This window comes from Paraburkholderia flagellata (genome assembly GCF_021390645.1).
Taxonomy (GTDB): Bacteria; Pseudomonadota; Gammaproteobacteria; order Burkholderiales; family Burkholderiaceae; genus Paraburkholderia; species Paraburkholderia flagellata.
Map to the genome: position 1 here is coordinate 924428 of NZ_JAJEJT010000004.1, position 25661 is coordinate 950088.

Here is a 25661-nt window from a genome sequence, read left to right on the forward strand (position 1 = left end):
TCCCGCAGCAGTACGCACGCCGCATCGACCTGAAAATCATGCGGCGTAGCAAAGACAAAAAAATAAGCAGTCCAAATTTCAACGGAGACACAACGATGAAGAAAGCAGGCCTTGGTCTTGGTACGCTTATCGCGACTGGCGCAGCCCTTGTGGCCAGCCCCGCGTTCGCGCAAAGCAGCGTCACGCTCTACGGCGCCGTCGACGACGCCATCACCTACGTCAACAACCAGAACGGTCACTCGAACGTCTATCTGCGCCAGGGCAATCTGTATGCGTCGAAGTTCGGCTTGCAGGGCAAGGAGGATCTCGGCGGCGGCACGTTCGCGATCTTCGATCTGCAAAACGGCTTCGACCTCAACAGCGGCGCGCTTTCGTCGAGCGGACTGATCTTCAATCGCCAGGCCTACGTGGGCCTGCAGAACCAGAACCTGGGCACGTTCACGGCTGGCCGCCAGTACACGCCGTATTACCTGTTCGTCGGCCCGCTCACAGGTAGCTCGTGGCTCACCGGCGCGACCGGCGCGCACCCAGGCGACATCGACGGCCTCGACACGACCGTGCGCATCAACAATTCGGCAACCTACACTTCGCCGATCTTTTACGGCGTGCAGGCAAGCGCCATGTACGCACTCGGCGGCATTGCGGGCAGCACCGGCAAGGGTCAGACGTGGAGTGCCGCGCTGCGTTATTCCGCTGGTCCGGTGAGCCTCGCCGCGGCCATCCTGCGCATGGACAACGCGCAGCTGACGAGCGGATTCGACAGCTCGTCCACCGGCAGCTTCGGCAAGTCCTCGCTGAACACGGGCTATGTCTCGGCGAGCGCGGTCCAGCACATCGCGGCTGCCGGCAACTACACGATCGGCAACCTGATCCTCGGCGCGTCGTATTCGAACGTCCAGTACATCGCGGGCGGCAAGTCGATCTTCCACGACACGGCCATCTTCAACACCTGGGCGGCGCTCGCGGTCTATCGCTTCACGCCGGCCTTCGATGTAGGCGGCGGCTTCGCCTACACGCTGGCTTCGCAGGCCAATGGCATCACGAGCGCGGCGCGCTACCAGCAGTACTCGCTCAAGGAGTCGTACCACCTCTCGAAGCGCACCACGCTCTACGCCCTGCAGGCCTACCAGCACGCGGGCGGCCAGACGCTCGGTGCGAACGGCGCGGGCAACATCGTCAACGCGAGCCCGGCCGTGGGCGACTCGCAGAATTCCACGCCCTCGTCCACGCGTTCGCAGTTCGTCGGCATGGCGGGCATCGCGCTGTTGTTCTGATGGGCCGCCGGTGGCCGTCCAGACGGCCACCGGTTCCGCCTGAAGTCCCTCGACGCAGGGGCACGGCGCTGAGTACACTCGCGGATATCGCCTAAACGAATCCACGCGAAATTCGCGAACTCACCGTGCCGCCCCTCGTTCCCGCCATCAGCCCACGCCTTCGCAGCAAGCTGCGCACGCTCGCCAAAACCCAGCTCAAGGCTGTTCAGCGGACTTACGACACGCTGCTCTCGCTCGAAGGCTATAGCGCGCTCTCGGCGGCGGCGCGCAAGGACATCTTCTCGTCGATCGCGTTTTCCGCGGACCTGTGGTTCCAGTGCCTGCTCGACGGTACGCAGCCCACCTCCGAAGTCATGGACCAGACGGCGGCGTTCGCGCGCCGCCGCGTGCACCAGAACGTGCCGCTGCGCTCGCTGCTGCGCGCGTTTCGTCTCGGCGCGCGCGAACTGTGGCGCACCTGCACGGAACTTGCCGAAGCCGACCCCGCGCTCGCGCACGAACTGCTGTTCGATATTTCGCCTTATCTGCTCGACTACTTCGATGCGATGGCCGAGCACATCGCCGAGGCTTATCTCGACGAGCAGCACCAGCAAGCGCGCTGGCGCGGCTCGCTGCTGCAGCAACTCTACGACCTCGTGTTCCATGCCCCCGACGACACCGCGCGCTTTCGCGAGACCGTCGAGGCGCTCGGCCTCGACGCAACGCTGCCGCGTATCGCGCTCGCCGTCGATCTGGACTTGCGTGACCACGCGCCTTCGGTGCGCGAGGATGCACTCGATCGTTTCGCGCTCAGCGCCGCGCGTCACTTCGAAGTGAAGCCCGACGCGCTCGTGCGCGTATGGCACCGCGAGCGGCTCGTGTTCTGGCTGCCGTGCGTGCGCGGCGATTCGATGACGCGCAACGATCAGCGCGCGGCCGAGCATGCGGCCGCGCTCGCGCGCGCCGAGCCGCGAGTGCGCAGCATCGGCATCGGTCTCATGAACGAAGGGGCGCGCGGCTGGGCGGCCTCGGTGGAAGAATCGCTCAAGGCCGTGGACTTCGCGCCTCGCGGCAGGCGCGCGGACGGCGGCGAAGACAATCACAGTGATACTGGCGACGAATTTGGCAACGAACCTGGCAAACTCGTGCGCGTGCACCGCTTTTCGTCGATCGCCATCGAGGAAAGTGTGCGCAGCAGCGCCAACGTCCTGCGCTATCTCGTCTCGCTCGCCGAGCAACTGGCGGCGGAAGCGGACTTGCTCACCACGCTCGAAGCGTGGTTCGCCAGCGGGCAGCGCCGGCGCCAGACGGCCGAAACTTTAGGTGTGCATCCGAATACGCTCGATTACCGGCTCGAGCGCATTGAAACGCTGCTGGGCGCAAAGCTCGACGACGCCCAATGGATCGCAAGGCTGGATATCGCGCTCAAACTGCGCTCGGCGACGCAAGGTTCGGAGCGCGATGCGAAAAAGAAGGAAAAGAAGGGCCGACCGGCGGTGAAGAAGGCGAAGCGCGCGGCACACTGAATGACGCGGCGCGCTCCTTTCGCGTTTTACCCCGCGTCGCGCAGTTCGCGCCGCAAAATCTTGCCTACGGTCGACTTCGGCAGCGCGTCCACGAAGCTCACCACGCGCGGCACCTTGTACGCCGCGAGTTGCGCGCGGCAATGCGCGATCACCGCTTCCTCGCTCAGCACCGCGTCACGCGTGAGCACCACGAACACACGCACGGCCTCACCGCTTCGTTCGTCGGCCACGCCCACGCATGCGCATTCGGCCACGCCCGGCAGCGCGGTCACGACCGCCTCGATTTCGTTCGGATACACGTTGAAGCCCGAAACGAGGATCATGTCCTTCGATCGATCGACGATCCGCAGGAAGCCGCGCGCGTCGAATACGCCCACGTCGCCGGTGCGAAAGTAGCCATCGTCCGTAAATGCGGCGCGCGTGGCCTCGGGCTGGTTCCAGTAGCCCTGCATCACCTGGGGGCCTTTCACGCAGATTTCGCCCGGCTCGCCCGGCGCTGCCTCGACGCCGTCGTTGATCAGCTTCACGTCGGTGGAAGGCACCGGCAGCCCCGTCGTGCCCGTGAAACGTTCGACGCTACCCGGATTGAACGACACCACCGGGCTCGTCTCCGAAAGCCCATAGCCTTCGCGGATGAACCCTCCGGTAATCGCCTGCCAGCGCTCGGACACCGTGGGAATGACTGCCGCGCCGCCACCACCCGCGAGCCGCAGACGCGAAAAATCGACCTCGCCGACGCGCGGATGCGCAACGAGCCCCGCATAGAGCGTATTCACGCCCATAAAGCTCGTGGGCCGTGCGGCCTTGAACACGTCGATCAGGCCGCCGAGATCGCGCGCGTTCGCGACGAGCCAGTTCTCAGCGCCAATCGAGAAGTAGACGATGAGATTTACCGTCAGCGCGAAGATGTGATAGAGCGGCAGCGCGGTGACGACGACTTCCTCGCCTGGGTTCATGAAGCCCGGCATGAAGGTCTTGAATTGCTCGACGTTGGCAATGAGGTTGCGATGCGTGAGCAGCGCGCCCTTGGAAAGCCCGGTCGTGCCACCCGTGTATTGCAGGAAGAGCGCATCGTCGCCGCACAACGTGGGGGCTTCAAACGGCAACGTTGCGCCTTGCTCGAGCGCCGCGGCGAACGAGCCGGGCTGCGCGTCGCACTCGCCGCTCGCGCTTGCGCAATCGCTTGCGGCGACGCTCAACACGGTCTGCACGGCCGTATTCGCCTTGATCGCATCGAAAGTCGGCAGCGCGCCCTCGAACACCACGAGCGTTTGCGCGCCGGAATCCACCAGTTGATGCTGAAGCTCACGCGGCGTATAGAGGGGATTCACATTCACCTGCACCGCCCCTGCCCGCACGATGCCGATCAGCGCAATGGGAAACGCGAGCAGATTCGGCAGCATCACGGCGACGCGGTCGCCCTTCTTCACGCCCGCGTGCTGCAAATACGCCGCGAAATTGCGCGAGAGACGATCGACGTCGGCGTAGCTGAGCACGGCGTTGCCCGCGCGCAATGCCGGCCGGTGCGCGTGTTCGCGCATCGCTTCGTCGAACATATGCGCGAGCGACGCATACAGATCGGGATTGATGGTAGCGGGAATTTCGCCATAGCTGGCGAGCCAGGGGGCTTTCGACACGTGCGTCTCCATGAATTCGGTTCGCGGCTTGTATGCGAGGTGCCGCGTTTCATGCCCATGCTACGGACTTGCCTGCGCCTGGAGAACTGGGAAAGCGGATAACGTGATTGTGAAAAGTCACAAAATCGTTCACAAAGGCAGCCACAAGAGCGCACGGCGCTCCAGCGAGTGCGGCGTCACGTCCGTGTCTGATTCTTGTCAATTGTGCGACACTGCATCGTCGTCCGAATCGCCGCTCTGGCGTGCCGGCGCGGCATCACGCCACGCACGTTTGCTAACCCGCATACGCTGCGCCGAGGCGCTTCCCAAAGCGGATTGATCAGACCATCGCGTTCATGCCGGACATACCCTTGTCCCCCTACCGCGCGCCGAGCGCACGCCGCCGCGGCATTGGCATCGCCCTATTTCTCGCCGTCATCGCGGCCGGGGCGGTTTACGTCATCGATCATCTCGTCGTTGATCTGCGCGCCGTGCGCGAGAGTTCGGCGCTGCCCTTCATCCTGCTCGGGCTCGCGCTAATCATCGCACTCGGCTTCGAGTTCGTGAACGGCTTTCACGACACTGCCAACGCCGTCGCCACCGTCATCTACACGAACTCACTCGACCCGCATCTCGCTGTGGCCTGGTCGGGCGCGTGGAATTTCATCGGCGTGCTCGTTTCGAGCGGCGCGGTCGCGTTCGGCATCCTGCAACTGCTGCCGGTGGAACTTATCCTTCAGGTGGGCAGCGGTGCGGGCTTCGCCATGGTGTTCGCACTTCTGATCGCCGCCATTGTCTGGAATCTCGGCACGTGGTATTTCGGGCTGCCGTCATCCAGTTCGCATACGCTCGTCGGCTCGATCATCGGCGTGGGCATCATGAACCAGTTCATCAGCGGGCCGTCCGGCACGAGCGGCGTGGACTGGGACCAGGCGCTGGGCGTAGGCAAGGCGCTGCTGTTCTCGCCCGTGGTCGGCTTCGTCATGGCCGCGCTGCTGCTCCTCGTGCTCAAGCTGCTCGTGCGCGTGCCCGCGCTCTATGCCGAGCCCAAGCCCAACCAGGCGCCGCCGCTCTGGATCCGCACGCTGCTCATCCTCACCTGCACCGGCGTTTCGTTCGCCCACGGCTCGAACGACGGCCAGAAAGGCATGGGCCTCATCATGCTGATTCTGATCGGCGTCGTGCCTACCGCCTATGCGCTCAACAAGGCCGTCACGCCCGAGCAAACCGCGGCATTCGTGGTCGTGGCGCGCGAGGCGTCCACAACGCTCGCCCGATACGCGAACGGCGCGCCGCCCGAAAATGCCCGCGCCGAAGTCGAGACCTTCGTGCGCACTCGCAAGCTCACGCCCGCAACGCTGCCTGCGCTGCGCCAACTCACCGACACCATCGGCGACCAGGTGGCCCTTTCTGGGTCGATGGCAACGGTGCCCGACGCGATCGTCGACAACGTGCGCAACAACATGTATGTCGCGAGCGAAGCGATCCGGCTGATGCAGAAGGCGAAGACGCCGCCGATATCACCCGCGGACGCCACGGTGCTCGACACCTTCCGCCAACAGATGGACCACTCGACCAAGTTTATTCCAACGTGGGTGAAGGTCGCTGTGGCCCTGGCGCTCGGTCTCGGCACGATGGTGGGCTGGAAGCGCATTGTGGTGACAGTGGGCGAAAAGATCGGCAAGCAGCATCTCACCTACGGTCAGGGCGCCTCGGCAGAGACAGTGGCCATGATCACCATCGGCATGGCCGATGTCTACGGATTGCCGGTGTCGACCACGCACGTGCTCGCCTCGGGCGTGGCCGGCACGATGGCCGCGAACGGCTCAGGCCTGCAGTGGGGGACCGTACGCAATCTCGTGCTTGCGTGGGTGCTCACGTTGCCTGCTTCGATCGCGCTTTCTGCCGCGCTCTACTGGGTGTTCCGGCAGGCGTTCTGAGCGCGCGGCGGTTCGTCCGTCTCGACTCCATGGTTAGGATGCCTTTTCATCTGCTTCACGCAGCATGTCGCGCAAACGGAACTTCTGCACCTTGCCTGCGGGCGTGGTCGGCATGGCGTCGAGCAGCCATAGCCGTTCGGGCAAATACTGCGCGGCAACCTTGTGTGACTTGAGGAATCCGACGAGTGAGGGCAGATCGACAGCCACGCCGGGCTTGGCCACCACCACGGCGCAGGCGCGCTCGCCCAGTCGATCGTCCGCATACGCGACGACCGCCACTTGAGCCACCGCGGGATGACGGTAGAGCAGCGACTCGATTTCGACCACGGGAATGTTCTCGCCACCGCGAATGATTACGTCCTTGCTGCGGCCGCTGATGCGGATATAGCCGCGCTCATCGACGATCGCGAGGTCGCCGGTGTCGAACCAGCCTTGGGCGTCCGTAGCGTTGAGGTGGGCGCGCTTGAGATAGCCGCCGAAACCCGAGCATGCGCGCACGAAGAGCCGACCCGCTACGTTCGGCGGCAGCGCGCGGTCGTTCTCGTCCACCACCTTCACTTCCACGCCCGGCAGCGGCACACCATCGGTCGTAAAGGCGCGCTCGTCATCGTCATCCAGTCGGGTGAGCGTCACCGCACCCAGTTCCGTCATGCCCCACGCGGAGACGATCTTCGCCCCCAGCGCCATGCGTGCGCGTTCGACCAGTGCGCCGGGAATTGGCGCGCCCGCACACAAAAACGTACGCAGCGTCGGCAAGCGTGTTCCCGCCGTGATGGCCGCGTTGGCAAGATCACCGAGGAACGCCGTGGAAGCCATCGTGAACGTCGCGCGCTCCTGCGCGATCAGCGCGAGCGCTGCCTCTGGCCGCCATACGTCCTGCAGGACAGCGCTCGCCCGCAAGGCGATCGGCATCATGAGGCCATACATGAAACCGGTTTGATGCGCCATCGGCGAAGCCATCAGCACGACGTCGTCGCGACTGAGACGCATGGCCTGCGCGTAAGGAAGGATGTTCGAAAACAGCGTGTTCGCTGTGTGCATCACGCCCTTGGGCTCGCCCGTCGTGCCTGAGGTGTAAAGCAGTTGCGTCACGTCGTCGGGGCCAGGGCGATCGCGCGTGAGGATGGCTTCGGCGTCGCTCGAGTCTTCCCAGCATGGGCCGCTCAGGAGCGCCTCGAAGCTGTGCTGCGCTGGCTTTCCTTGATCCGTTGCGCCCACAACCACCACGTGCTGCAAGGCGGGTAATTCAGGTTGCAGCGCGCGCAGCATGCCCGCGTAATCGAAGCCTCGATAGCGCTGCGGCACGATGATCACCCGACTCGCACTATGGTTGAGCATGAACGACAGTTCGCGCTCGCGAAAGATCGGCATCAGCGGATTGAGCACCGCGCCGATGCGCGAGCACGCGAGATAGAGCAGCGTGAACTGCCAGCAATTGGGCAGTTGTATCGAGACCACGTCGCCCTTCGTGACGCCTAGCCGCACCAGACCCACGGCAATACGATCCGCCATACGCGCCATCTGCGCGTAGGTGAAGCGCGTGCTCTCCCCCTCTTCGATTCGTACGGCAGTGAGCGCGATTTTGTCCGGACATTCGGCCACACAGGCGTCCAGTTCGTCGTTGATGGTGCGCCCTGGCCACCAGCGCCGTGCCCCCTCCCGCGCGCGGCGCGACTCGATCAGTACCGCGTCGAACTCCATGTGCTGCCTCCCGTGGCGTTGAAGGGAACGTCGCAGACGGCTTGCATCATGCCGGCACCGCGTCGCGGCCCGCATTCGAGCGCGCGATGATGGTCTTCATGATCTGGGCCGTGCCGTCGCCGATCTGGAAGCCCAGCACGTCGCGCAGGCGCTGTTCGAGCGGCCCGCGGTTGTAGCCTCCGTGCCCGAACGAAAGCAGGCATTGATGCACCACGTCGTAGGCGAGTTTGGGCCCCCACCACTTGCACATGGCGGCCTCGGCGGTATGGGGCAAACCGCGGTCCTTGAGCCACAGCGTTTGCAGGCACAACAGGCGTGCAGCCTCCACCTGGGTCGCGTATTCGGCAAGCGGATGCGAAACGCCCTGGAACGCAGAAAGCGGCTTGCCGAAGGCTTCGCGCTGTGCAACGTACTCCCAGGTTTCCTCGAGACTCACGTTCGCCACGGCGAGCACCTGCAGGCCAATGAGCGCGCGCGAAAAGTCGAAGCCCTGCATGACCTGAACAAAGCCCTTGCCCTCGTCGCCCAGCAGGTGATCCACCGGCACGCGCACGTTCTCGAAGAAGATCGAACCGCGTCCAATCGCGCGCTGCCCGTGGCAGTCGAAGCGATTGCGCGTGACGCCCGGCAGATCCATCGGCACGAGAATGGCCGACACGCCGCGCGCGCCGTCTTCCACGGTGCCGGTGCGCGCGAACACGACTGCGGCGTCGGCCTGATCGGCGGCCGAAATTGAGGTTTTCTCGCCGTTCAGGACGTAATGGTCGCCCACACGCTCCATTTTCAGGCGCAGATTTGCGGCGTCCGAGCCGCCGCGCGGCTCCGTGAGCGCAATGGCGAGCAGCGCGCGGCCCTGCGTGAGCCGCTCGAGCCACGGGCGCGCGATTCCGGGCGCAGCGTGCTTCGCGAGAATCTGCCCGTTGAGCGAGGCAAGCAGGTTGATGTACGAGAGGCTCAGGTCGGCGCGCGCAATCTCCTCGTGGATCACGCCCGCCGCGAGGCAGCCCAAGCCCTGGCCACCATACTGCTCAGGCAATTCCGGTGCGATGAAGCCCATCTCGCCCATTTCGCGCATGAGCGCGCGATCGAGCACACGCGTGGCGTCGCGCTCGATGAAGCCGGGCGCCACACGTCCCTGCGCGAAGCGCCGCGCATGTTCGCCGAGCGCGGCGAGGTCTTCGTCGATATACGGATTCATGGTGCCTCCCTGAAGCAGCTATGTTGATTCGCCATCCTTATCGTCATGGAGACGCCTTTATTTGGCGTACTTGCGGAACTCGGGCTTGCGCTTTTCCTGAAACGCACGCACGCCCTCGCGCGATTCTTCCGTGTCGTAGTAGAGCTTGAGCGCGTACATGCCCATGCCCGCAATGCCAGCTTGATGCGCGGTGTCCATATTGAATGAGCGTTTCGCGATCGCAATGGCTGTGGGGCTCTTTTCCATGATCTCGTCGCACCATTTCTGCACTTCCGCGTCGAGCTGATCGTGCGGCACGACCGCGTTCACGAGACCCATGGCCAGCGCTTCGGCGGCGGGATAGCGGCGGCACAGATACCAGATTTCCCGCGCCTTTTTTTCGCCCACCACGCGCGCGAGGAACGCTGTGCCGTATCCCGGATCGACCGAGCCGACCTTCGGGCCCGCCTGCGCGAACACCGCCTTTTCCGAAGCAATAGTGAAATCGCAGATCGTGCACAGCACGTTGCCGCCGCCCACCGCATAGCCCTGCACGCGGGCGATCACGGGCTTGGGCACGTCGCGAATCGCGGTGTGCAGTTCCTCCATCGGCAGGCCTATCGTGCCGCGTCCGTCGTACTGTCCCGCGTGCGCGGACTGGTCGCCGCCCGTGCAGAACGCCTTGTCGCCCGCACCCGCAAGGACGATCGCGCCAATCTCGCGGTCGTAGCCCGCCTTGTTGATCGCGTGGATCAGTTCGTCGCAGGTGCGGCCGCGAAACGCGTTCATCTTGTCGGGCCGGTTGATGGTGATCCATGCCGCGCCGTTGCGCACTTCGTAAAGAATGTCTTCGTAGTTCATGATCGATGCCTTTGATGCTTCGTAGTCGATAGGGCGAGCATTCGCCGGCATTAGCCCGCCATGGTCAGACCGCCCGATACGCTCAGCACTTGTCCCGTGATGTAGTTCGCGTCGTCGCTCGCGAAGAACACGATCGCGCCTGGCAAATCGTCGGGCTGGCCGATACGGCCGAGCGGAATGGAGCGCTGGAACGCTTCGAGCAGCTTGTCAGGGTTGCCCGCGCCTTCCTTGTATTCGGCGAAGAGCGCGGTGTCGGTCGGGCCCGGGCACACCACGTTCACGGTGATGCCATGGCGCGCATGCTCACGCGCGATCGTCTTCGAAAACGCTACGAGGCCGCCCTTGCACGCCGCATAGACCGCTTCGCCCGACGAACCCACACGCGCGGCGTCCGAGGCGATATTGATGATGCGTCCGCGCTTGCGCTCGACCATGCCGGGCAGCACCGCGTGATGCATGTGCAGCGCGCCCGTGAGATTGATGGCGATGAGCTTTTCCCACTGCACGGGTTCGGTCTTCGTAAACGGACGGAAGACATCCCAGCCCGCGTTGTTCACGAGCACTTCCACGGGGCCGAGTTGCGCTTGCGTTTGTTGAAGCGCCGCGTCCACGTCTGCACGGTTCGTGATGTCGCAACGCAGCGCCAGCGCCTGGCCGCCGTTCTCGTGAATATCCTCGACCACCTTCAGCGCCGCTTCGAGCGACAGATCCAGCACCGCCACACGCGCGCCCTCGGCTGCGAAGCGCCGGCAGGTCGCTCCGCCGATGCCACCTCCGCCGCCCGTCACCACGACCGTCTTGCCTTCGAGTTTTCGCACTGCGATCCTCCATTCGGTTGAGCAGTACCCTAAACGCCTTCGACAGCAGACTCCCCTTTGAGCCTCGCATCGATTTACGTCAATATGTTGACGTATACTAGGTAACACCCAGATCGAAGACAAGCGCAGAAGCACTAGGAGAAACCCTTGCCAAAATCATCAAAAAATCGAGATTCAAGCCGCTTCGATCTTGCCAACCGGCTGTTCTTCCGTCTCTATCAATGCGCAAACATGTTGCATAAAACCGGCACACGCGCAGTGGAAGCCGAGGGACTGACCACGCAGCAATGGGCGGTGCTCGGCGCGCTCTCGCGCCCGGAAGCTCTGCCGGGCATGAGCGTGGGCGACCTCGCGCGATATCTGATGGTGAGCCGCCAGAATCTCTCGGGCCTCATCAGCCGGATGGAACGCGACGGCCACGTGACGGGCCAGGCGGATGCGCGCGATCGCCGCTCGCGTCTCGTCTGCATGACCGAGCCGGGCCGCAAGCTATGGGCTGCGCAGGCCACGCCGAAAATTGAGGCGTACTACGAAGCAGTACTAGACAATTTTTCGTCCGACGACATGACGCATACGCTGCACTATCTGCTGAAGCTGCTCGACAACATGAAGCGCGTGGACGAACGAGAGCGCGTGGCGGACGACGATGCGTGAGCGTGCACCGCTACAATCGGACGAAACGCACAAGGAGAAAACCGCATGAAAATGGACGCATTTCGCTTCGGCACCACCGACTGGTCCAGCGTCGAGCCCACGCAACATAAAGGGGAAACGGGCATGGCCACCTGGCGCACGCGATTTTTCGGCGACGAAGCCAACCCGATCCGCGTGCGCATGGTCGAATACTCGCCCGGCTACCTCGCGGATCACTGGTGCAAGAAAGGGCACATTCTGTTCTGCCTCGAAGGCGAACTCGAAACGACGCTCGACGACGGGCGCAAGTTCGTCCTCACGGCCGGCATGAGCTATCAGGTGGGGGACAACGCCGAGGCGCACCAGTCGTACACGCGCACAGGCGCAAAGCTTTTCGTCGTCGATTGAAAGCGGACGGCGCCGACGCTTCAGCGCGTCGCGCCAAGATCGGCGTCGAGCCGTTTGCGCAGGTCGCGCACCACACGTGCGGCGGGCACGAGCCACCACGTGGGAGCCGCCACGGAGAAGTCATACGCGAGCGCAGTCTGCGCGGCGCCAGTCGTATGCGCCCGGCACCGGAACGCCACCACCTGGCGTCGCGTGCCGGCTTGCGCGCCAGGCGAGAAACGCATAACCGCACGCAGCGCGAATTGCGTATCGTCGGGCGCAGCCTCGTACGATTCGATGCTCCACTCGGCACCGTAGTGCGCTTCGTGACGCAACGCGGCGCTCACGCGCCGGCGCGTTTCATCGCCGGGCAAGGCCACGGCGTGCTCGCGCCCGGCACGCCCGGCGCGGTACAGCGTGCGCTGCGACCAGCCCCAGCCGAACGTGAGCACCACGCCGCCTGCGACCAGCGCCCACCGCAAAATATGGGTGAGCCAGCGGCCAATCTCGAAGCGCGCAATGGGCGCGAGCAGCAAGCCCGCGATCCAGTGCGCGATAACGTAAATCACAATGCATGCGAACACGCTCGCCGAGAGCGTCAGCAGCCAGCCCCGCGAAGGGTCGTCGAATTTCTCAAACACGAAGTCGCGCACGCCTGAACGCGCGTGCGCGTCAGCGGCTTGCGGCTCGGCTGAGTCCTGCGGCTCGCCTCGCTGCGCGGCATCCGCTTCGTCGCGCAACCCCGTGAGTTCGCCGTGCAGCGAGTCGCGTTCGGTCCGCATGCGCTGGATCTCGTCGAGGGCGCGCGTGCGCTCGGCGCGCAGCCCGTCCAGCTCAGCGCGCACGCGTTCGCGCTGAGCCAGCAGCGACTGCATCTGTGCGTGCAACTCCTCGGCCTGCGCGACGCTCAGCGCGGAGCGGCTCACCGGCGGCGCATGATGCACGGACCAGTACGCTTCGAGCAACTCACGCGCCTCCTTCACGCGCTTGAACTGGTCGTCGGCCCAGCGCATCGAGGCGGCAGTCGGGTGCCGCCATTTGTCGGGATGCAGGATCTGCGCGAGATGGCGATAGTGATGCTTGATGTCCGCCTCGCTCGCCCCCGGCTCCAGATCGAGCCGATAGTAGAGGCGGTCGTAATCCACGGGTCGGTAATCGCGGCCTGGCATGACCTGTATGTATTCGTCAGTGGATGGGTTGGCAGGCGGCGCAACGTCTGCCTGCTCACGTTAGCGCAATGCGCCCAGTCCGGCAAGGAAAGCGCCGCTGCCCGCGCCCGCACAGTTTCAGTGCGCCCGGGCCGCAAGCAGGCGGCTCAACGTCGCGAACGCGGTGGCCGGCAGTTCGTGCAGCTTGCGCACGACCACCGCGTTCGGATAGAACGCCTCGACCGCGTCGTCCAGAATGCCGATGCCGACCAACTCGATGCTCTGCTCCGTCACCGCCTGCACGCGCGCGAGCAAGTCGGTGCGCAACACGGTCGGGTCGCCGTCGCTCGTCGATGGGTAGCCGTCCGAGAGCACGAAGAGCAGCCGCCGGCGCGCCTTGCGCTGCGCGAGCCGCGCCGCCGCCCAGGCAAGCGCTTCGCCGTCGGGGTTCTCGTGGCCGCACTCGATGGCCGCGAGCCCGCTCAGGTCGCGTGAGTCGAAGCGCTTGAACACGCGCAGATCCAGCCGCTCGACGAAGCGGTTATAGGCCCGCAAATCGGCGCTGGCCGCGCGCTCGCGCTCATAGAGCGCGCGCATTTCCGGTGCCTCGATCGAGCTGTAGCCGAGCACTTCCGAATCGAAGGCAAGCTGTGTCAGTGCATCGGCAAGCGCTGCTGCACACAGGCGCGCCAGTTCGATCTTGCGGCCCGCCATCGAGCCGCTCAGGTCGAGCAGCAGCGTGACCACCGTGTCGCGGCCACTCGCATGACGCGCCACGCGAAACGGCGTGCGGTAGCCGCGCGAGGCGGCGAGCCGCGCGAGCGCGGCGCGATCGATCTCGCCGCGCTCCTGCTCGCGCTTCCAGTGCGTGAGTTCTTCGGCCTTGAGCACGCGCTCGAGCTGGGCCTTCAGCGCGCCGGTTTCCGCACGCGCCAATGCGCGCAGCTTGCGCCAGGCGGTGGCGTCGCCGCGGCCCGTGAGGTCTGTGACGACGTCGAATGCCGTGGTCAGCGGGATCGACAATCGTGGCTGCATTGGCGCGGGGCTGCGATGGTCGACGGCGGCGTGAGGTGCATCCGCTTCGGAAAGCGATGTGCCGGCGGCGGAATCGGACTTCGTGCTCGCGCACGCCGAAGCGTCGCCGTCGCGCTCGCGGGAGTCTTCTGGCTGCGCGGCGCCGCCCGGCGGTTCGACCTCGTCTTGCGCGCCGAATTCGCCCAGTGCCTCGGCGAACCGGGTCGCTTCGTCATCGAGGCCTACGGCAGGGCCCGCCGTCTGCATCATGTTGTTCGCGCCGCGCGATGCGAGCGAGCGCACGGCCGCCACGATCTCTGCTGCCGCACGCAGGCTGGCGCGCGTCGACAGGCTCGCGCGCGCCGCGCCAAGCGGACCGTCGATCGCGCGCAGCGCGGCGGCAAGCGCCGCTGCATCGCGCTCCAGCACGCCGGGCGCTTCGTCACAGAGCGTGCGCTCGATCGCCCATGCAAGGCGCTCGCGCCACGCCAGTTTCGGCCAGCGTCGCGCGATGTCCTCACCGCGCTGTGCGCGCCAGCTTTGCGCATAGCGTCGCGCGCCTGGGAACGTCCGCGCGAGCTGCGCGAGCACCCGGCGGTCCTCGATCGCCTGTGCAATGTGCCCTGTCACGCCGGCTTGCGGCGTGTCGAGACGCGCCGTTTCGCTGTAGCGATGGCGCGCAGCGAGCAAGTCGAGCGCACCGAGCAAAGTGGCTTCATTCGCGCCTTCGCCTGCGAGGCGCGCGGGCAGCACGAAGCGTTCGCCCTCCACGCGCGGCTCGCCTGCGCCGAACGTCACGCTCACACGCATGTCGCCGGTCAGCGCGCGCGCGAGGCGCCCGAGCGCGCCCTCGGGATCGACGCTCGCCGTCAAACCTTCTGTCGCAACCTGCAAGCTGGACACAGGCGCCTCCGCACTCACGCGTCGAAGATCACGTGATGACGGATGATGCTGCGGATGAGCGCCGCATCGTCCGCGCTGACCTTCGCGTAAATCGCCGGCCCCGCTGCGCGCTCGACATCGCCCGTGCGCAGCATGAGTTCGGCCCAGTCGATCAGGCGCCGCGTGGAAAACGCGCTCGCGAGGTCCTCGCGGGCGAACGCCGCGCGGCAGTCGGCGGCGATAGCAGCGAGTGTCTGCGCGAGCGGCCGCGTGAGCACGGGCAGCGTGCGCAGCAATACTTCGGCTTCCTCTTCAAGTGAGAGATAGTCAAACATGTACACGCGCCAGCGATCGAGAAACGCCTCGTTGAGCAGATTCGCTCCCTGGTACAGATGGCGGTACGCGCTCATCGCGCCCGCGGCGTTCGCGGTGGCGAAGAGGCGGAACGACGGATGCGGCTCGACGATTTCGTTGCCGCGCTCCTTGAGCAGCAAGCGTCCGTTCGGCTCCAGCACGGCGGTGAGCACGGCAAGAATGGACGGCTCGGCGAAGTCGAGTTCGTCGATGACGAGCCAGTAGCCCTCGCGCATCGCCACGGGCAGCACGCCGTCCACCCAGATCGTTTCGCCGCCTTTCACGGTCCAGAAACCCACGAAGTCGCCAATCGTGGTCTGTCCGTTCATGTTCGCGCGCAGCACGCCATAGTTCGCACGCGCGGCCACCTGCTCGATGAAACTCGTCTTGCCCGAGCCCGTATGGCCGATCAGCATAACGCGGCGATTTTCTACGATGTCCTGAACGATATCGTCGCCGCGCCCGGTGAATAGATATGCCGCGTTCACGCGCGGCACGAGTGCGTTCGGCTCACCGCACGGCAGATCGACGCTGCCGATCCGTACGGTGGGCGTATTGGATTGCGGCCTGGCTCGAACCGCTTTGGCCTCGCGCGCCGCTTCGACGGCTTGCTGCAACGCGGCTGAAAACGTGCTGCCCGCTTGTGCGGCTCGCGCTTCATTGGCGCGCTGCGCCTCGGAAACGAAGCCCTCTCGACGCCACTTGAGCAGCTTCGCTTCGAGATTGTCGAGATCGATTTCGGTGTCGATGTCGACTCTGTCGTCTTCGCCCTCGCCGTGCTCGATGCGGTACATATGCGCGCGCCCGGATGGCGAGACGCGCCACCATTCGCGCGCCCGGCCGCCGCCGCGAGTGTAGATGCCGAGGGGGTCTTCGTCCTGCAGTGCGGGATCGGTTGCGTTCATGGGCGGGAGAGACAGAGCGCTGGCGCGCGGTGCGGTCAATCGTCTCATATTACCGGCGCCTGGTCGCAATGCGGCAGTGCGCAAAAACGTGACAACGAGGATTAAGGATCACGCCCGCACCACGGCCGTGCTTCCAGCACACGTCCAGCCATGCTAGCGTGACGATCGCCATACGAGGCACGCACGCCTCGCCTGTCACCCGGAGACCCCCATGCCCCAAGCCGCGCCCCCCGAACTCGACGACGAGCCCGGGCGCGGCCGTTCGCTCGCGCGCCACTACCCGCGCGGCCTCCAGATCGAGCCGCACACGCATACCTGGGCGCAGGTGCTCTACGCCGTCTCCGGCGTGATGTGGGTCGAGGTGGAACGCGAGGCGCTCGTCGTGCCGCCGCAGCGCGCCGTGTGGCTGCCGCCCGGCACGCAGCACGCCATTCATATGCTGAGCGCTGTCGAGATGCGCAATCTCTATCTGCACGAGCGCGACAGCCGGCACCTGAGCGAGCGGTGCGAAGTGTTCGAGGTCAACGGCCTGCTGCGCGAACTCATCACGAGCCTCGCAGAACGCGCGCGCAAAGACGATGACGCGTGGCTCGACGCAGCCTATCGCCTCGCGTCGATCGAACTCGCCCACGCGCCGCGCTCCACGTTGCGCATTCCGCTGCCCGATGCATCCGACCGCCGCCTCGCCACGCTGTGTCGCGCGGTGATCGACAATCCGTCGGCCGATATCGGCTTCGAACAGCACGCGGCATGGGTCGGCGCGAGCGTGCGCACGCTCTCGCGGCTCTTCACGCGCGAGCTTGGCATGGGGTTTGCAGAATGGCGCCGCCAGGTGCAACTCGCACTCGCCGTGTCGCGCCTCGCGGAAGGCGAGCCTGTGAGCGCCGTAGCGCGCATGCTGGGCTATCTGCCTAGCAGCTTCAGCGACATGTTCCGCCGCGAACTGGGCGTGCCGCCCAGCGAGTTCCGTCCCGCCGGCACACTGGGCGGCGTAGCTGGCTTCGCACAGGAAAGCGCGGAACAGTGACGCGCACGTCGACTCACGCCGCAGATCAATGCGGCGGCAGATCGCCCACTAGCGGAAACATGTCGGGCGTGTAGCCCATATTGAAGTAACCGGCCCGTGCATAGGTGGCGATTCGTTCGAGGTGCTCGGTTTCGCGCGACGCGTCGCGCTGTTCGGGCGCGTCGCCCTGTGGCACGGGCGGGCTGTTCGCACGGCCGCGCCGCGCAAACCACGCCGGCATCGACAACTTTGACATGGTGGACTCCTTGCAAGGCGTTGACCCCTTCCAATCTAGACAGTCACGGGCGCACACGCAAACAAGCATTTCTGCGATGCATTGCACACCGCGGCCACTGCGCGCGGATCACCCGATGCAAAGGTTGTAAACGGCCGAAAAGCTTACAAATCACTAACGTTTCGAAATTGGCGCACGAGTTGGTTAGACTGCGAGTCTCGGCCTTTGCCGCAAGGCAAGGCCCGGCTTCGACGGCATAACAATCATGAGAATGCGTATGCAGCAACTCGACAGTCACCGGCAGCCATTCGCGGCGTACAAGCCGTCGAGCGCGCCGACATGGTTTCTCCGCACCGCCTCGCGCGGTGGTCCGACCTCATGGAGGCAGGCATGAGCGACGTCCCGCAGACGCAACCCGCCCCCCCGCCGCCGCCCGCACCGCCCCCGCAGGCGCAGAAGCGCCGCCGGCTCGGCCCGCTCATTCTCGCCATTGTCGTGGTCTTGCTGATCGTGCTCGTGATCGTGCACATCATGCGCAACAAGAAGACGGAGCATGGCGCGGCGCCGCAGGTCGTGACCGTGGCCGCCGCCACGCTCGGGCCCATGCCCGTGACGCTCAACGCGCTCGGCACCGTCACGCCTGTCGCCACTGTCACGGTTCTGCCGCAAATCAGCGGCTACCTCACCGAGGTGGGCTACAAGGAAGGCCAGGATGTCGTGAAGGGGCAGTTCCTCGCGCAGATCGACCCGCGCCAGTACGAGATCAGCAAGGAGCAGGCGCAGGCGCAACTCGCGAAGGACGAGGCCCTGCTCGCCCAGTCGCGCGCCGACCTCGTGCGCTTTACCCAGCTGCACGAACAGCGGTCCATCGCCGAGCAGACCTTCACCGACCAGAAGTTCCTCGTCATGCAGAACGAGGCCGCCGTGAAGGCCGATATGGCCAACGTCAGGCTCTTCGAACTCGATCTCATCTACTGCCGCATCACCGCGCCGGTGTCAGGGCGCGTCGGCCTGCGGCTCGTCGATCCGGGCAACTACGTGACGTCGTCCAGCTCCACGGGCATTGCGGTCATCACGACGATGAAGCCCACCACCGTCCAGTTCGCGATTCCGCAAACCTCGCTCGGCAGTGTGCTCGAGCGCGTCAACGCCGGCGCGAAGCTGCCGATCACCGTCTTCAGCAGCGACAACACACGCCAGATCGCCACCGGCACGCTCTTCGCGCTCAGCAACCAGATGGCCACGGCCACCGGCACGGTTACGCTGCGCGCGAGCGTGCCCAACGACGACGAGGCGCTCTTTCCCAACGAGTTCGTCAACGTGAGGCTGCTCGTCGACACGCTGCAGAACGCCGTGCTCGTGCCCACGCCAGCCGTGCAGACCGGCGCGCCCGGCGACTACGTGTACCTCGTCAACGCCGATAACACCGTGTCGGTCCACAAGGTCACGCTCGGGCCGAGCGACGGCCGCCATACCGTGATCTCCGCAGGCCTGCAGCAGGGGCAGCGTGTCGTGACCGACGGCCTCGACCGCCTCAACGACGGCGCGAAGATCCAGCCCGCGGGGCCGAGGCCCGCCACGCAAGCCGGTGCGGCGAGCGGTGCGAGCGCCCCGCATCACGGCAGCGCACCCGGGGCGTCGAGCGCCCCAGGCGCCACGGCGCCGAACGCCTCTGACGCGGGCGCCGCGGCCTCGCAAGCCGGTTGAGCCCCGGACCCAGCGCCGATGAATATTTCGCGTCTCTTCATCCTGCGGCCGGTCGCGACTTCGCTCCTGATGATCGCGATGGTGCTGATCGGCCTCGTCGCGATGAAGTTCCTGCCGGTTTCCTCGCTGCCCGCGGTGGACTACCCCACCATCCAGGTGCAGACCTTCTATCCGGGCGCGAGCCCGAACGTGATGGCGACCACCGTCACGGCGCCGCTCGAAGTGCAGCTGGGTGAAATCCCCGGCCTGCAGCAGATGATCTCGTACAGCTCCGAGGGCGCTTCGGTCATCACACTGCAGTTCGACCTCTCGCTGAGTCTGGATGTTGCAGAGCAAAACGTGCAGCAGGCCATCAATGCGGCGAACAGCTTCCTGCCGAGCGGCCTGCCCGCGCCGCCGACCTACGCCAAGGTGAACCCGGCCGACCAGCCCATCCTCACGCTCGCGGTCACGTCGAAGTCGATGTCGCTCACGCAGTTGCAGGACGCGGCCAACAACCGGCTCGCCACCAAGATTTCCGAAGTGCCGGGCGTGGGCCTCGTCACCACCGCCGGCGGCAACGTGCCCGCCGTGCGCGTGGAGGCCGACCCGCAAAAGCTCGCCGCCTACGGCCTAAATCTCGACGACCTGCGCACGCTGCTCGCCAACGTCAACGTGAGCAACCCGAAGGGCAACTTCGACGGCCCCGAACTGAACTACACGATCAATTCGAACGATCAGATTTCGGACCCGAAGGACTACGAAGACACGGTCATCGCCTATCAGAACGGCTCGCCCGTGTTCATGCGCGACGTGGCGCGCGTGTCCACGGCCGCGCAGGACGTGGAACGCGGCGCCTGGTACAACAAGGCGCCCGCCATCGTGCTGAACGTGCAGCGTCAGCCGGGTGCGAACGTGATCGCCACCGTCAACCAGATCATGCGCGAGTTGCCGCAGCTCGAAGCAGCGCTGCCCGCGGGCATGCAGGTCACGGTGGTGTCGAACAGCGTGGGCGTGATCCGCGCATCGGTGAGCGACGCGGCCTTCGAACTCGTGCTCGCCGTCGCGCTCGTCGTGGCCGTGATCTTCGTGTTCCTGCGCAATCTGCCCGCCACCATCATTCCGAGCATTTCGGTGCCGGTCTCGCTGATCGGCACGCTCGCAATCATGTATGAGCTCGGCTACTCGATCGACAATCTCTCGCTGATGGCGCTCATCATCGCCACAGGCTTCGTCGTGGACGACTCGATCGTGATGATCGAGAACATCGTGCGCTACCTCGAAGAAGGCGACAAACCCTTGCAGGCGGCGCTAAAAGGCGCAGGGCAGATCGGCTTCACGATTCTTTCGCTGACCATTTCGCTCATCGCAGTGCTGATTCCGCTGCTCTTCATGGGCGGCGTGATCGGGCGTCTCTTCAGCGAATTCGCGGTCACGCTCGCGGTGACCATCGTGCTTTCGGCCGTGGTCTCGCTCACCGTCGTGCCGATGATGTGCGCGCGCATCCTGCGCGCTCAGGCCGATCGGCACCCTAGCCGCTTCGAGCGCATCAGCGAGGGCCTGTTCGACAAGACGCTCAACGCCTACGAGCGCGGCCTGCGCTGGGTGCTCGACCACCAGTTGCTCACGCTCATCGTCTTCGTGGTGACCGTCGTGCTCACCGGCCTGCTTTATGTGGTCATCCCCAAGGGCCTTTTTCCGGTGCAGGACGTGGGCGTGCTGCAAGGCATCAGCGTGGCCGACAACTCCATCTCCTACCAGGCGATGGTGCAGCGCCAGTCGGCGCTCGCCGAGGAAATTCTCAAGGACCCCGATGTGGTTTCGCTCACCTCGTACGTGGGCATCGACGGCATCAACAACACGCTCAACAACGGGCGTTTCCTCATCAACCTGAAGCCGCACGACGACCGCTCCGAAACCGCCGACGCGATCGGGCGGCGCATCCAGCAGTCGGTCGCGAAGGTGCCGGGCGTGCGCCTTTACGTGCAGCCCGAGCAGGACCTCACGCTCGACACGACGGTCTCGCGCAACCAGTACAACTTCGTGCTGCGCGGGCCGAACCAGGACGCGTTCGACCAGTACGTGCCCGCGCTCATCGCGCGCATGAAGCAGATCACGTCGATCCGCGACGTCACGAGTGACCTCAACACGGACGGCCTTTCCGTGAACGTCCAGGTGAACCGCCAGCTCGCGGCGCGTTACGGCATCACGGCGGCGACCATCGACAACGCGCTCTACGACGCGCTGGGCCAGCGCATTGTTTCGACCATCTTCCAGCAGTCGGACCAGTACCGCGTGATTCTGGTGGCGAAGCCCGAGGCGCTGCCCACGGTCGAATCGCTCGGCGACCTGTATCTGCCGAGCCAGACGAGCAGCGAAGGCCAGGTGCCGCTCAAGGGCATTGCGAAGATCAGCATCACGCGCTCGCCGCTCATGATCAGCCACCTCGCGCAGTTCCCGTCGGTGACGATCTCGTTCAATCTCGCCGATGGCGCTTCGCTCTCCGCCGCCGTGCGCGACGTGCGCCAGGCCGAGGCCGCCGTGAACCTGCCGCCCTCGATCACCTCATCGTTCCAGGGCGCGGCGCAGGCGTTCGAAGATTCGCTTTCCAGCGAGGTGTATCTGCTGATTGCGGCGCTCGTGGCCGTGTATATCGTGCTGGGCGTGCTCTACGAGAGCTACGTGCACCCGGTCACGATTCTTTCGACGCTGCCCTCGGCCGGCATTGGCGCGCTGCTCGCGCTGATGATCGCCGGCAAGGATCTGGACGTGATCGGCATCATCGGCATCGTGCTCCTGATCGGCATCGTCAAGAAAAACGCCATCATGATGGTGGACTTCGCGCTCGAAGCCGAACGTGTGCATGGCAAGCCGCCGCGCGAGGCCATTTTCGAGGCGTCGCTGCTGCGTTTCCGGCCCATTCTCATGACCACGCTGGCCGCCATGCTCGGCGCGCTGCCCATGCTGCTCGGCAGCGGCACGGGTTCGGAGCTGCGCCGCCCGCTGGGTCTTGCGATCATCGGCGGCCTCACGCTTTCGCAGATGCTCACGCTCTTCACGACGCCCGTGATCTATCTGTACTTCGACCGGCTCGCGGAACGCTTCGGGCGCAAGCGCAAGCCTGAAGGCGACGCAGCAGCCGGTGATGGCGGCGGCGCGCCGTCCGAACCCGAGGGCACGCCGTGAACCTCTCGGCGCTCTTCATCCGGCGGCCAGTCGCGACGTCACTTCTCGCGATCGCGATCCTCATTTCGGGAACGCTCGCCTTTTTCCGGCTACCGGTCGCGCCGCTGCCCAACATCGCCTATCCGGTGATCGTGGTGCAGGCCAACATGGCGGGCGCGAGCCCGGACATCATGGCGTCGACCGTAGCCGAGCCGCTGGAGCGGCGCCTCGGCACCATCGCCGACGTGAGCCAGCTCACGTCGATCAGCAACACGGGTTCGTCGCTCATCGTGATCGTGTTCGGCCTGAACCGCGACATCAACGGCGCGGCGCGCGACGTGGAAGCCGCCATCCAGGCCGCGCGCGCCGACCTGCCCACCACGTTGCGCAGCAACCCGACCTACCGCCAGTACAACCCCGCGAGCGCACCGATCATGGTGCTCGCGCTCACCTCGGAAACGCTCACCAAGGCGCAGCTCTACGATTCCGCCGATTCGGTCATCATGCAGCAGCTCTCGCAGGTGGACGGCGTGGGCCAGATCACGCTGGGCGGCGGCGCGCTGCCCTCGGTGCGCGTGGAGCTGGAGCCCAGCAAGCTCAACAGCTACGGCATCGGGCTCGAAGACGTGCGCGCGTCCATTGGCGCGGCCAATGCCAACAGCGCGAAAGGCCATATCGACCAGGGCAACCAGCGCTACACGGTGATCTCGAACGACCAGATCAGCAACGCCGCGCCGTTCCGCGACGTCGTGATCGCCTATCGCAACGGCTCGCCCGTGTTCCTGCGCGACGTGGCCTCGGTCATCGATTCCAACGAAAACATCCGCAACGCAGGCCTCTACAACGGCAAGTCGGCCGTGCTCGTGATCGTCTATCCGATGCCTGGCAGCAACGTCGTGAAGACGGTGCAGCAGATCCGCGCGCGCCTGCCATCCATCGAGGCCGCGCTGCCCGCTACGATCAAGGTGGACGTGGCGATCGACCGCTCCGAGTCCGTGCGCGCCTCCGTGGCCGACACAGAGCGCACGCTCTTCATTGCCGTGCTGCTCGTGATCGGCGTGGTGTTCGTGTTCCTCCTCTCGCCGCGCGCCACGCTCATTCCCGCCGTGGCGCTGCCGCTTTCCATCGTGGGCACGTTCGGGCCCATGTACCTGCTCGGCTACAGCATCGACAATCTCTCGCTCATGGCGCTCACCATCGGCACTGGCTTCGTCGTAGACGACGCCGTGGTGGTGCTGGAGAACATCGTGCGCCACGTCGAGGCCGGCATGGAGCCGAAGGAAGCGGCGCTCAAGGGCGCGGGCGAAGTGGGCTTCACGGTGCTCTCCATGAGCCTCTCGCTCATCGCCGTGTTCCTGCCCATTCTGCTCATGCCCGGCATCGTGGGCCTGCTCTTTCACGAGTTCGCGATGACGCTCTCCATCGCGATTCTCATCTCGCTCGTGATCTCGCTGACCGTCACGCCCACCATGTGCGCGTACGTGCTCAAGCGCGAAGCGCTGCACCGCAAGCCCTCGCGCGCGGCCGTGTGGATCGACGCGCAGTTCGAGCGCTTCAAGCAGTTCTACTCACGCACGCTCGACGTCGCGCTCAATCACGCGCGGCTCACGATCTTCATCTTGTTCGCGCTGCTGGTCGGCAATGTGTTTCTCGCGCGGCTGCTTTCCGGCACGTTCTTCCCCGAGCAGGACACCGGCATTCTCATCGGGCAGATCATTGCGGACCAGAGCATTTCGTTCACCGCGATGGAGAAGAAGCTCGCGCAACTGCAGGCCATCGTGAAGGCCGACCCCGCCGTGCAGTCGGTGGCGGGCTTCACGGGCGGACGCGCGCTCAATACGGCCACCGTGTTCGTCGAACTGAAACCGCTTGCCGAGCGGCGCCTGACAGCCACCGAGGTCGTGAACCGCCTGCGCCCCAAACTCAATGGCGTTTCGGGTGCACGCCTTTTCATGCAGGCGCAGCAGGATCTGCAGATCGGCGGACGACAGTCGGCGGCCGAGTATCAGTACACGCTCACGAGCGACGACGCCGACGCCCTCTTCACCTGGGTGCCGCGCCTCGTGGACGAACTGAACAAGCACCGCGGGCAGATGACGGATGTGAATTCGGACCTGCAGCAAAATGGTCTGGAGGCCTACATGACGGTGCAGCGTTCGACCGCCAAGCGCTACGGCTTCGATCCGAACCAGGTGGACAACGTGCTCTACGACGCCTTCGGCCAGCGCACCGTCTCGACCATCTACAACGCGATCAACCAGTATTTCGTCGTGATGGAAGTGGCGCCGCAATACTGGCAGTTTCCGCAGTCGTTCCAGGATATCTGGCTGAGCACCGCGGCGGGCAACGCGAGCGGCGCGGCGCAAACGCAGATGCCGTCAAGCGTCATCTCGGGCGTCACGCCTTTCACGGCCGTGACCACGACCACCGCAACGAGCGCCACCACCAATCAGCGCAACGCCAACGCGGTGGCGAACCAGCAGAACAATGCGATTGCCAACAGCAAGGGCGGCAGTTCCAGCGGCAGCGCGGACAGCACGGCCGCAGAAACCATGGTGCCGCTCATGGCGCTCATGGACTGGAAAACGCGCCATACGGCCACGCAGGTCAATCACCAGGGCACGGAAGTGGCGGGCACGATCTCGTTCAACTTGCCCAATGGCGGCTCGCTTTCCGAAGCCGGCAACATCATCGATCAAGCCGAGCGCGACATCGGCATGCCCGCCTCGATTCACGGCGCGTTCGCGGGCGCGGCGCAGGCCTACGCGCAGTCCATGGGCGTCGTGCCGCTGCTGATTGTCGCCGCGCTCGCCGTGGTCTATATCGTGCTGGGCGTCCTGTACGAAAACACCATCCACCCGCTCACGATCCTCTCCACGCTGCCCTCGGCGGGCATAGGCGCGATCCTCGCCATGCTGATCTTCGGCACGCCGTTCTCGGTGATCGCGATGATCGGCATCATCCTGCTCATTGGTATCGTGAAGAAGAACGGCATCATGATGGTCGACGTCGCGATCCAGTTGCAGCGCAACGAAGGCATGGAGGCGCGCCGCGCGATTCACGAGGCCGCCGTGGTGCGGCTGCGCCCGATCATGATGACGACCTTCGCAGCCGTGCTCGGCGCGCTGCCGCTCGCGATCGGCATCGGCCAGGGCGCTTCGCTGCGCCAGCCGCTCGGCGTGACGGTCATGGGCGGCCTGCTCCTGAGCCAGGTCTTTACGCTGTACACCACGCCGGTGATTTACCTGTTCCTCGACCGCCTGCGCGCACGCCTCGCGCGCTGGGCCGCGCGCCTGCCGTGGAATCGCCAGGCCGATGAGAGCGCATCATGATGAAGACTCGCCTTGACCCATC

18 protein-coding genes are annotated in these 25661 nt (G+C 65.4%); 9 read left to right on the top strand and 9 right to left on the bottom strand.

Annotation, left to right across the window (positions count from 1 at the left end):
• Positions 1-95 precede the first annotated feature (95 nt).
• Positions 96-1274, top strand: a complete 1179-nt coding sequence (locus L0U83_RS34775; RefSeq protein WP_233888673.1) for a porin — start codon at positions 96-98, stop codon at positions 1272-1274.
• A 125-nt stretch (positions 1275-1399) separates the two neighbouring features.
• Positions 1400-2779, top strand: a complete 1380-nt coding sequence (locus L0U83_RS34780) for a PucR family transcriptional regulator (protein WP_233888674.1) — start codon at positions 1400-1402, stop codon at positions 2777-2779.
• A 26-nt stretch (positions 2780-2805) separates the two neighbouring features.
• Here L0U83_RS34780 and L0U83_RS34785 read toward each other — a convergent pair whose 3' ends face one another.
• Positions 2806-4416: an AMP-binding protein gene (locus tag L0U83_RS34785; protein ID WP_233888675.1), complete on the bottom strand. Its 1611-nt coding sequence runs from the start codon at positions 4414-4416 to the stop codon at positions 2806-2808.
• 335 nt (positions 4417-4751) lie between these two features.
• On the opposite strand from L0U83_RS34785, the gene L0U83_RS34790 reads away from it, so the two are divergent.
• On the top strand, positions 4752-6335 hold the full coding sequence (locus L0U83_RS34790; RefSeq protein ID WP_233888676.1) for an inorganic phosphate transporter: 1584 nt from the start codon (positions 4752-4754) through the stop codon (positions 6333-6335).
• Positions 6336-6368: 33 nt separating this feature from the next.
• Here the strand turns inward: L0U83_RS34790 and aliA are convergent, their stop codons facing one another.
• Genes aliA through badH form a run of 4 tightly spaced genes read right to left on the bottom strand, consistent with a single transcriptional unit; the run spans position 6369 to position 10892 of the window.
• Positions 6369-8036: a cyclohexanecarboxylate-CoA ligase gene (gene aliA / locus L0U83_RS34795; RefSeq protein ID WP_233888677.1), complete on the bottom strand. Its 1668-nt coding sequence runs from the start codon at positions 8034-8036 to the stop codon at positions 6369-6371.
• A 46-nt stretch (positions 8037-8082) separates the two neighbouring features.
• The gene (gene aliB / locus L0U83_RS34800; RefSeq protein ID WP_233888678.1) at positions 8083-9234 is read right to left on the bottom strand and encodes a cyclohexanecarboxyl-CoA dehydrogenase; all 1152 of its coding nucleotides are present in this window, start codon (positions 9232-9234) and stop codon (positions 8083-8085) included.
• Between the two features lie 57 nt (positions 9235-9291).
• Positions 9292-10074 carry a 2-ketocyclohexanecarboxyl-CoA hydrolase gene (badI, locus tag L0U83_RS34805; RefSeq protein WP_233888679.1) on the bottom strand — a complete coding sequence of 261 codons (783 nt, stop codon included), beginning with the start codon at positions 10072-10074 and terminating at the stop codon, positions 9292-9294.
• A gap of 50 nt (positions 10075-10124) precedes the next feature.
• On the bottom strand, positions 10125-10892 hold the full coding sequence (gene badH / locus L0U83_RS34810; protein ID WP_233888680.1) for a 2-hydroxycyclohexanecarboxyl-CoA dehydrogenase: 768 nt from the start codon (positions 10890-10892) through the stop codon (positions 10125-10127).
• Positions 10893-11123: 231 nt separating this feature from the next.
• Between badH and L0U83_RS34815 the strand changes: the two genes are divergently transcribed.
• Both L0U83_RS34815 and L0U83_RS34820 read left to right on the top strand, forming a co-directional pair.
• The gene (locus tag L0U83_RS34815) at positions 11124-11546 is read left to right on the top strand and encodes a MarR family transcriptional regulator (RefSeq protein ID WP_233888681.1); all 423 of its coding nucleotides are present in this window, start codon (positions 11124-11126) and stop codon (positions 11544-11546) included.
• 45 nt (positions 11547-11591) lie between these two features.
• Entirely contained in the window at positions 11592-11933 is a 342-nt protein-coding gene (locus L0U83_RS34820) for a DHCW motif cupin fold protein (protein WP_233888682.1), read from the top strand.
• 20 nt (positions 11934-11953) lie between these two features.
• Here the strand turns inward: L0U83_RS34820 and L0U83_RS34825 are convergent, their stop codons facing one another.
• From L0U83_RS34825 to L0U83_RS34835, 3 genes are all read right to left on the bottom strand, one after another.
• Positions 11954-13057, bottom strand: a complete 1104-nt coding sequence (locus L0U83_RS34825; protein ID WP_233888683.1) for a DnaJ domain-containing protein — start codon at positions 13055-13057, stop codon at positions 11954-11956.
• A 141-nt stretch (positions 13058-13198) separates the two neighbouring features.
• Positions 13199-14977 (bottom strand): cobaltochelatase CobT-related protein, encoded by a 1779-nt coding sequence (locus L0U83_RS34830; protein ID WP_233888684.1) that lies wholly within the window; start codon positions 14975-14977, stop codon positions 13199-13201.
• Positions 14978-14991: 14 nt separating this feature from the next.
• Positions 14992-16215 carry an AAA family ATPase gene (locus L0U83_RS34835; RefSeq protein ID WP_233889178.1) on the bottom strand — a complete coding sequence of 408 codons (1224 nt, stop codon included), beginning with the start codon at positions 16213-16215 and terminating at the stop codon, positions 14992-14994.
• A 211-nt stretch (positions 16216-16426) separates the two neighbouring features.
• Between L0U83_RS34835 and L0U83_RS34840 the strand changes: the two genes are divergently transcribed.
• Positions 16427-17242, top strand: a complete 816-nt coding sequence (locus L0U83_RS34840) for an AraC family transcriptional regulator (protein WP_233888685.1) — start codon at positions 16427-16429, stop codon at positions 17240-17242.
• A 25-nt stretch (positions 17243-17267) separates the two neighbouring features.
• Here the strand turns inward: L0U83_RS34840 and L0U83_RS34845 are convergent, their stop codons facing one another.
• Complete coding sequence (locus tag L0U83_RS34845) at positions 17268-17477, bottom strand: hypothetical protein (protein ID WP_233888686.1); 210 nt, start codon at positions 17475-17477, stop codon at positions 17268-17270.
• A 369-nt stretch (positions 17478-17846) separates the two neighbouring features.
• Here L0U83_RS34845 and L0U83_RS34850 point away from each other — a divergent pair, with 369 nt between their 5' ends.
• Genes L0U83_RS34850 through L0U83_RS34860 form a run of 3 tightly spaced genes read left to right on the top strand, consistent with a single transcriptional unit; the run spans position 17847 to position 25639 of the window.
• A complete protein-coding gene (locus tag L0U83_RS34850) occupies positions 17847-19163 on the top strand; it encodes an efflux RND transporter periplasmic adaptor subunit (protein ID WP_233888687.1) in 1317 nt (438 codons plus the stop codon).
• A gap of 18 nt (positions 19164-19181) precedes the next feature.
• Positions 19182-22328: an efflux RND transporter permease subunit gene (locus L0U83_RS34855; RefSeq protein WP_233888688.1), complete on the top strand. Its 3147-nt coding sequence runs from the start codon at positions 19182-19184 to the stop codon at positions 22326-22328.
• Positions 22325-25639: an efflux RND transporter permease subunit gene (locus L0U83_RS34860; protein WP_233888689.1), complete on the top strand. Its 3315-nt coding sequence runs from the start codon at positions 22325-22327 to the stop codon at positions 25637-25639. Before L0U83_RS34855 ends, L0U83_RS34860 begins: the two co-directional genes overlap by 4 nt.
• Positions 25640-25661: the final 22 nt, after the last annotated feature.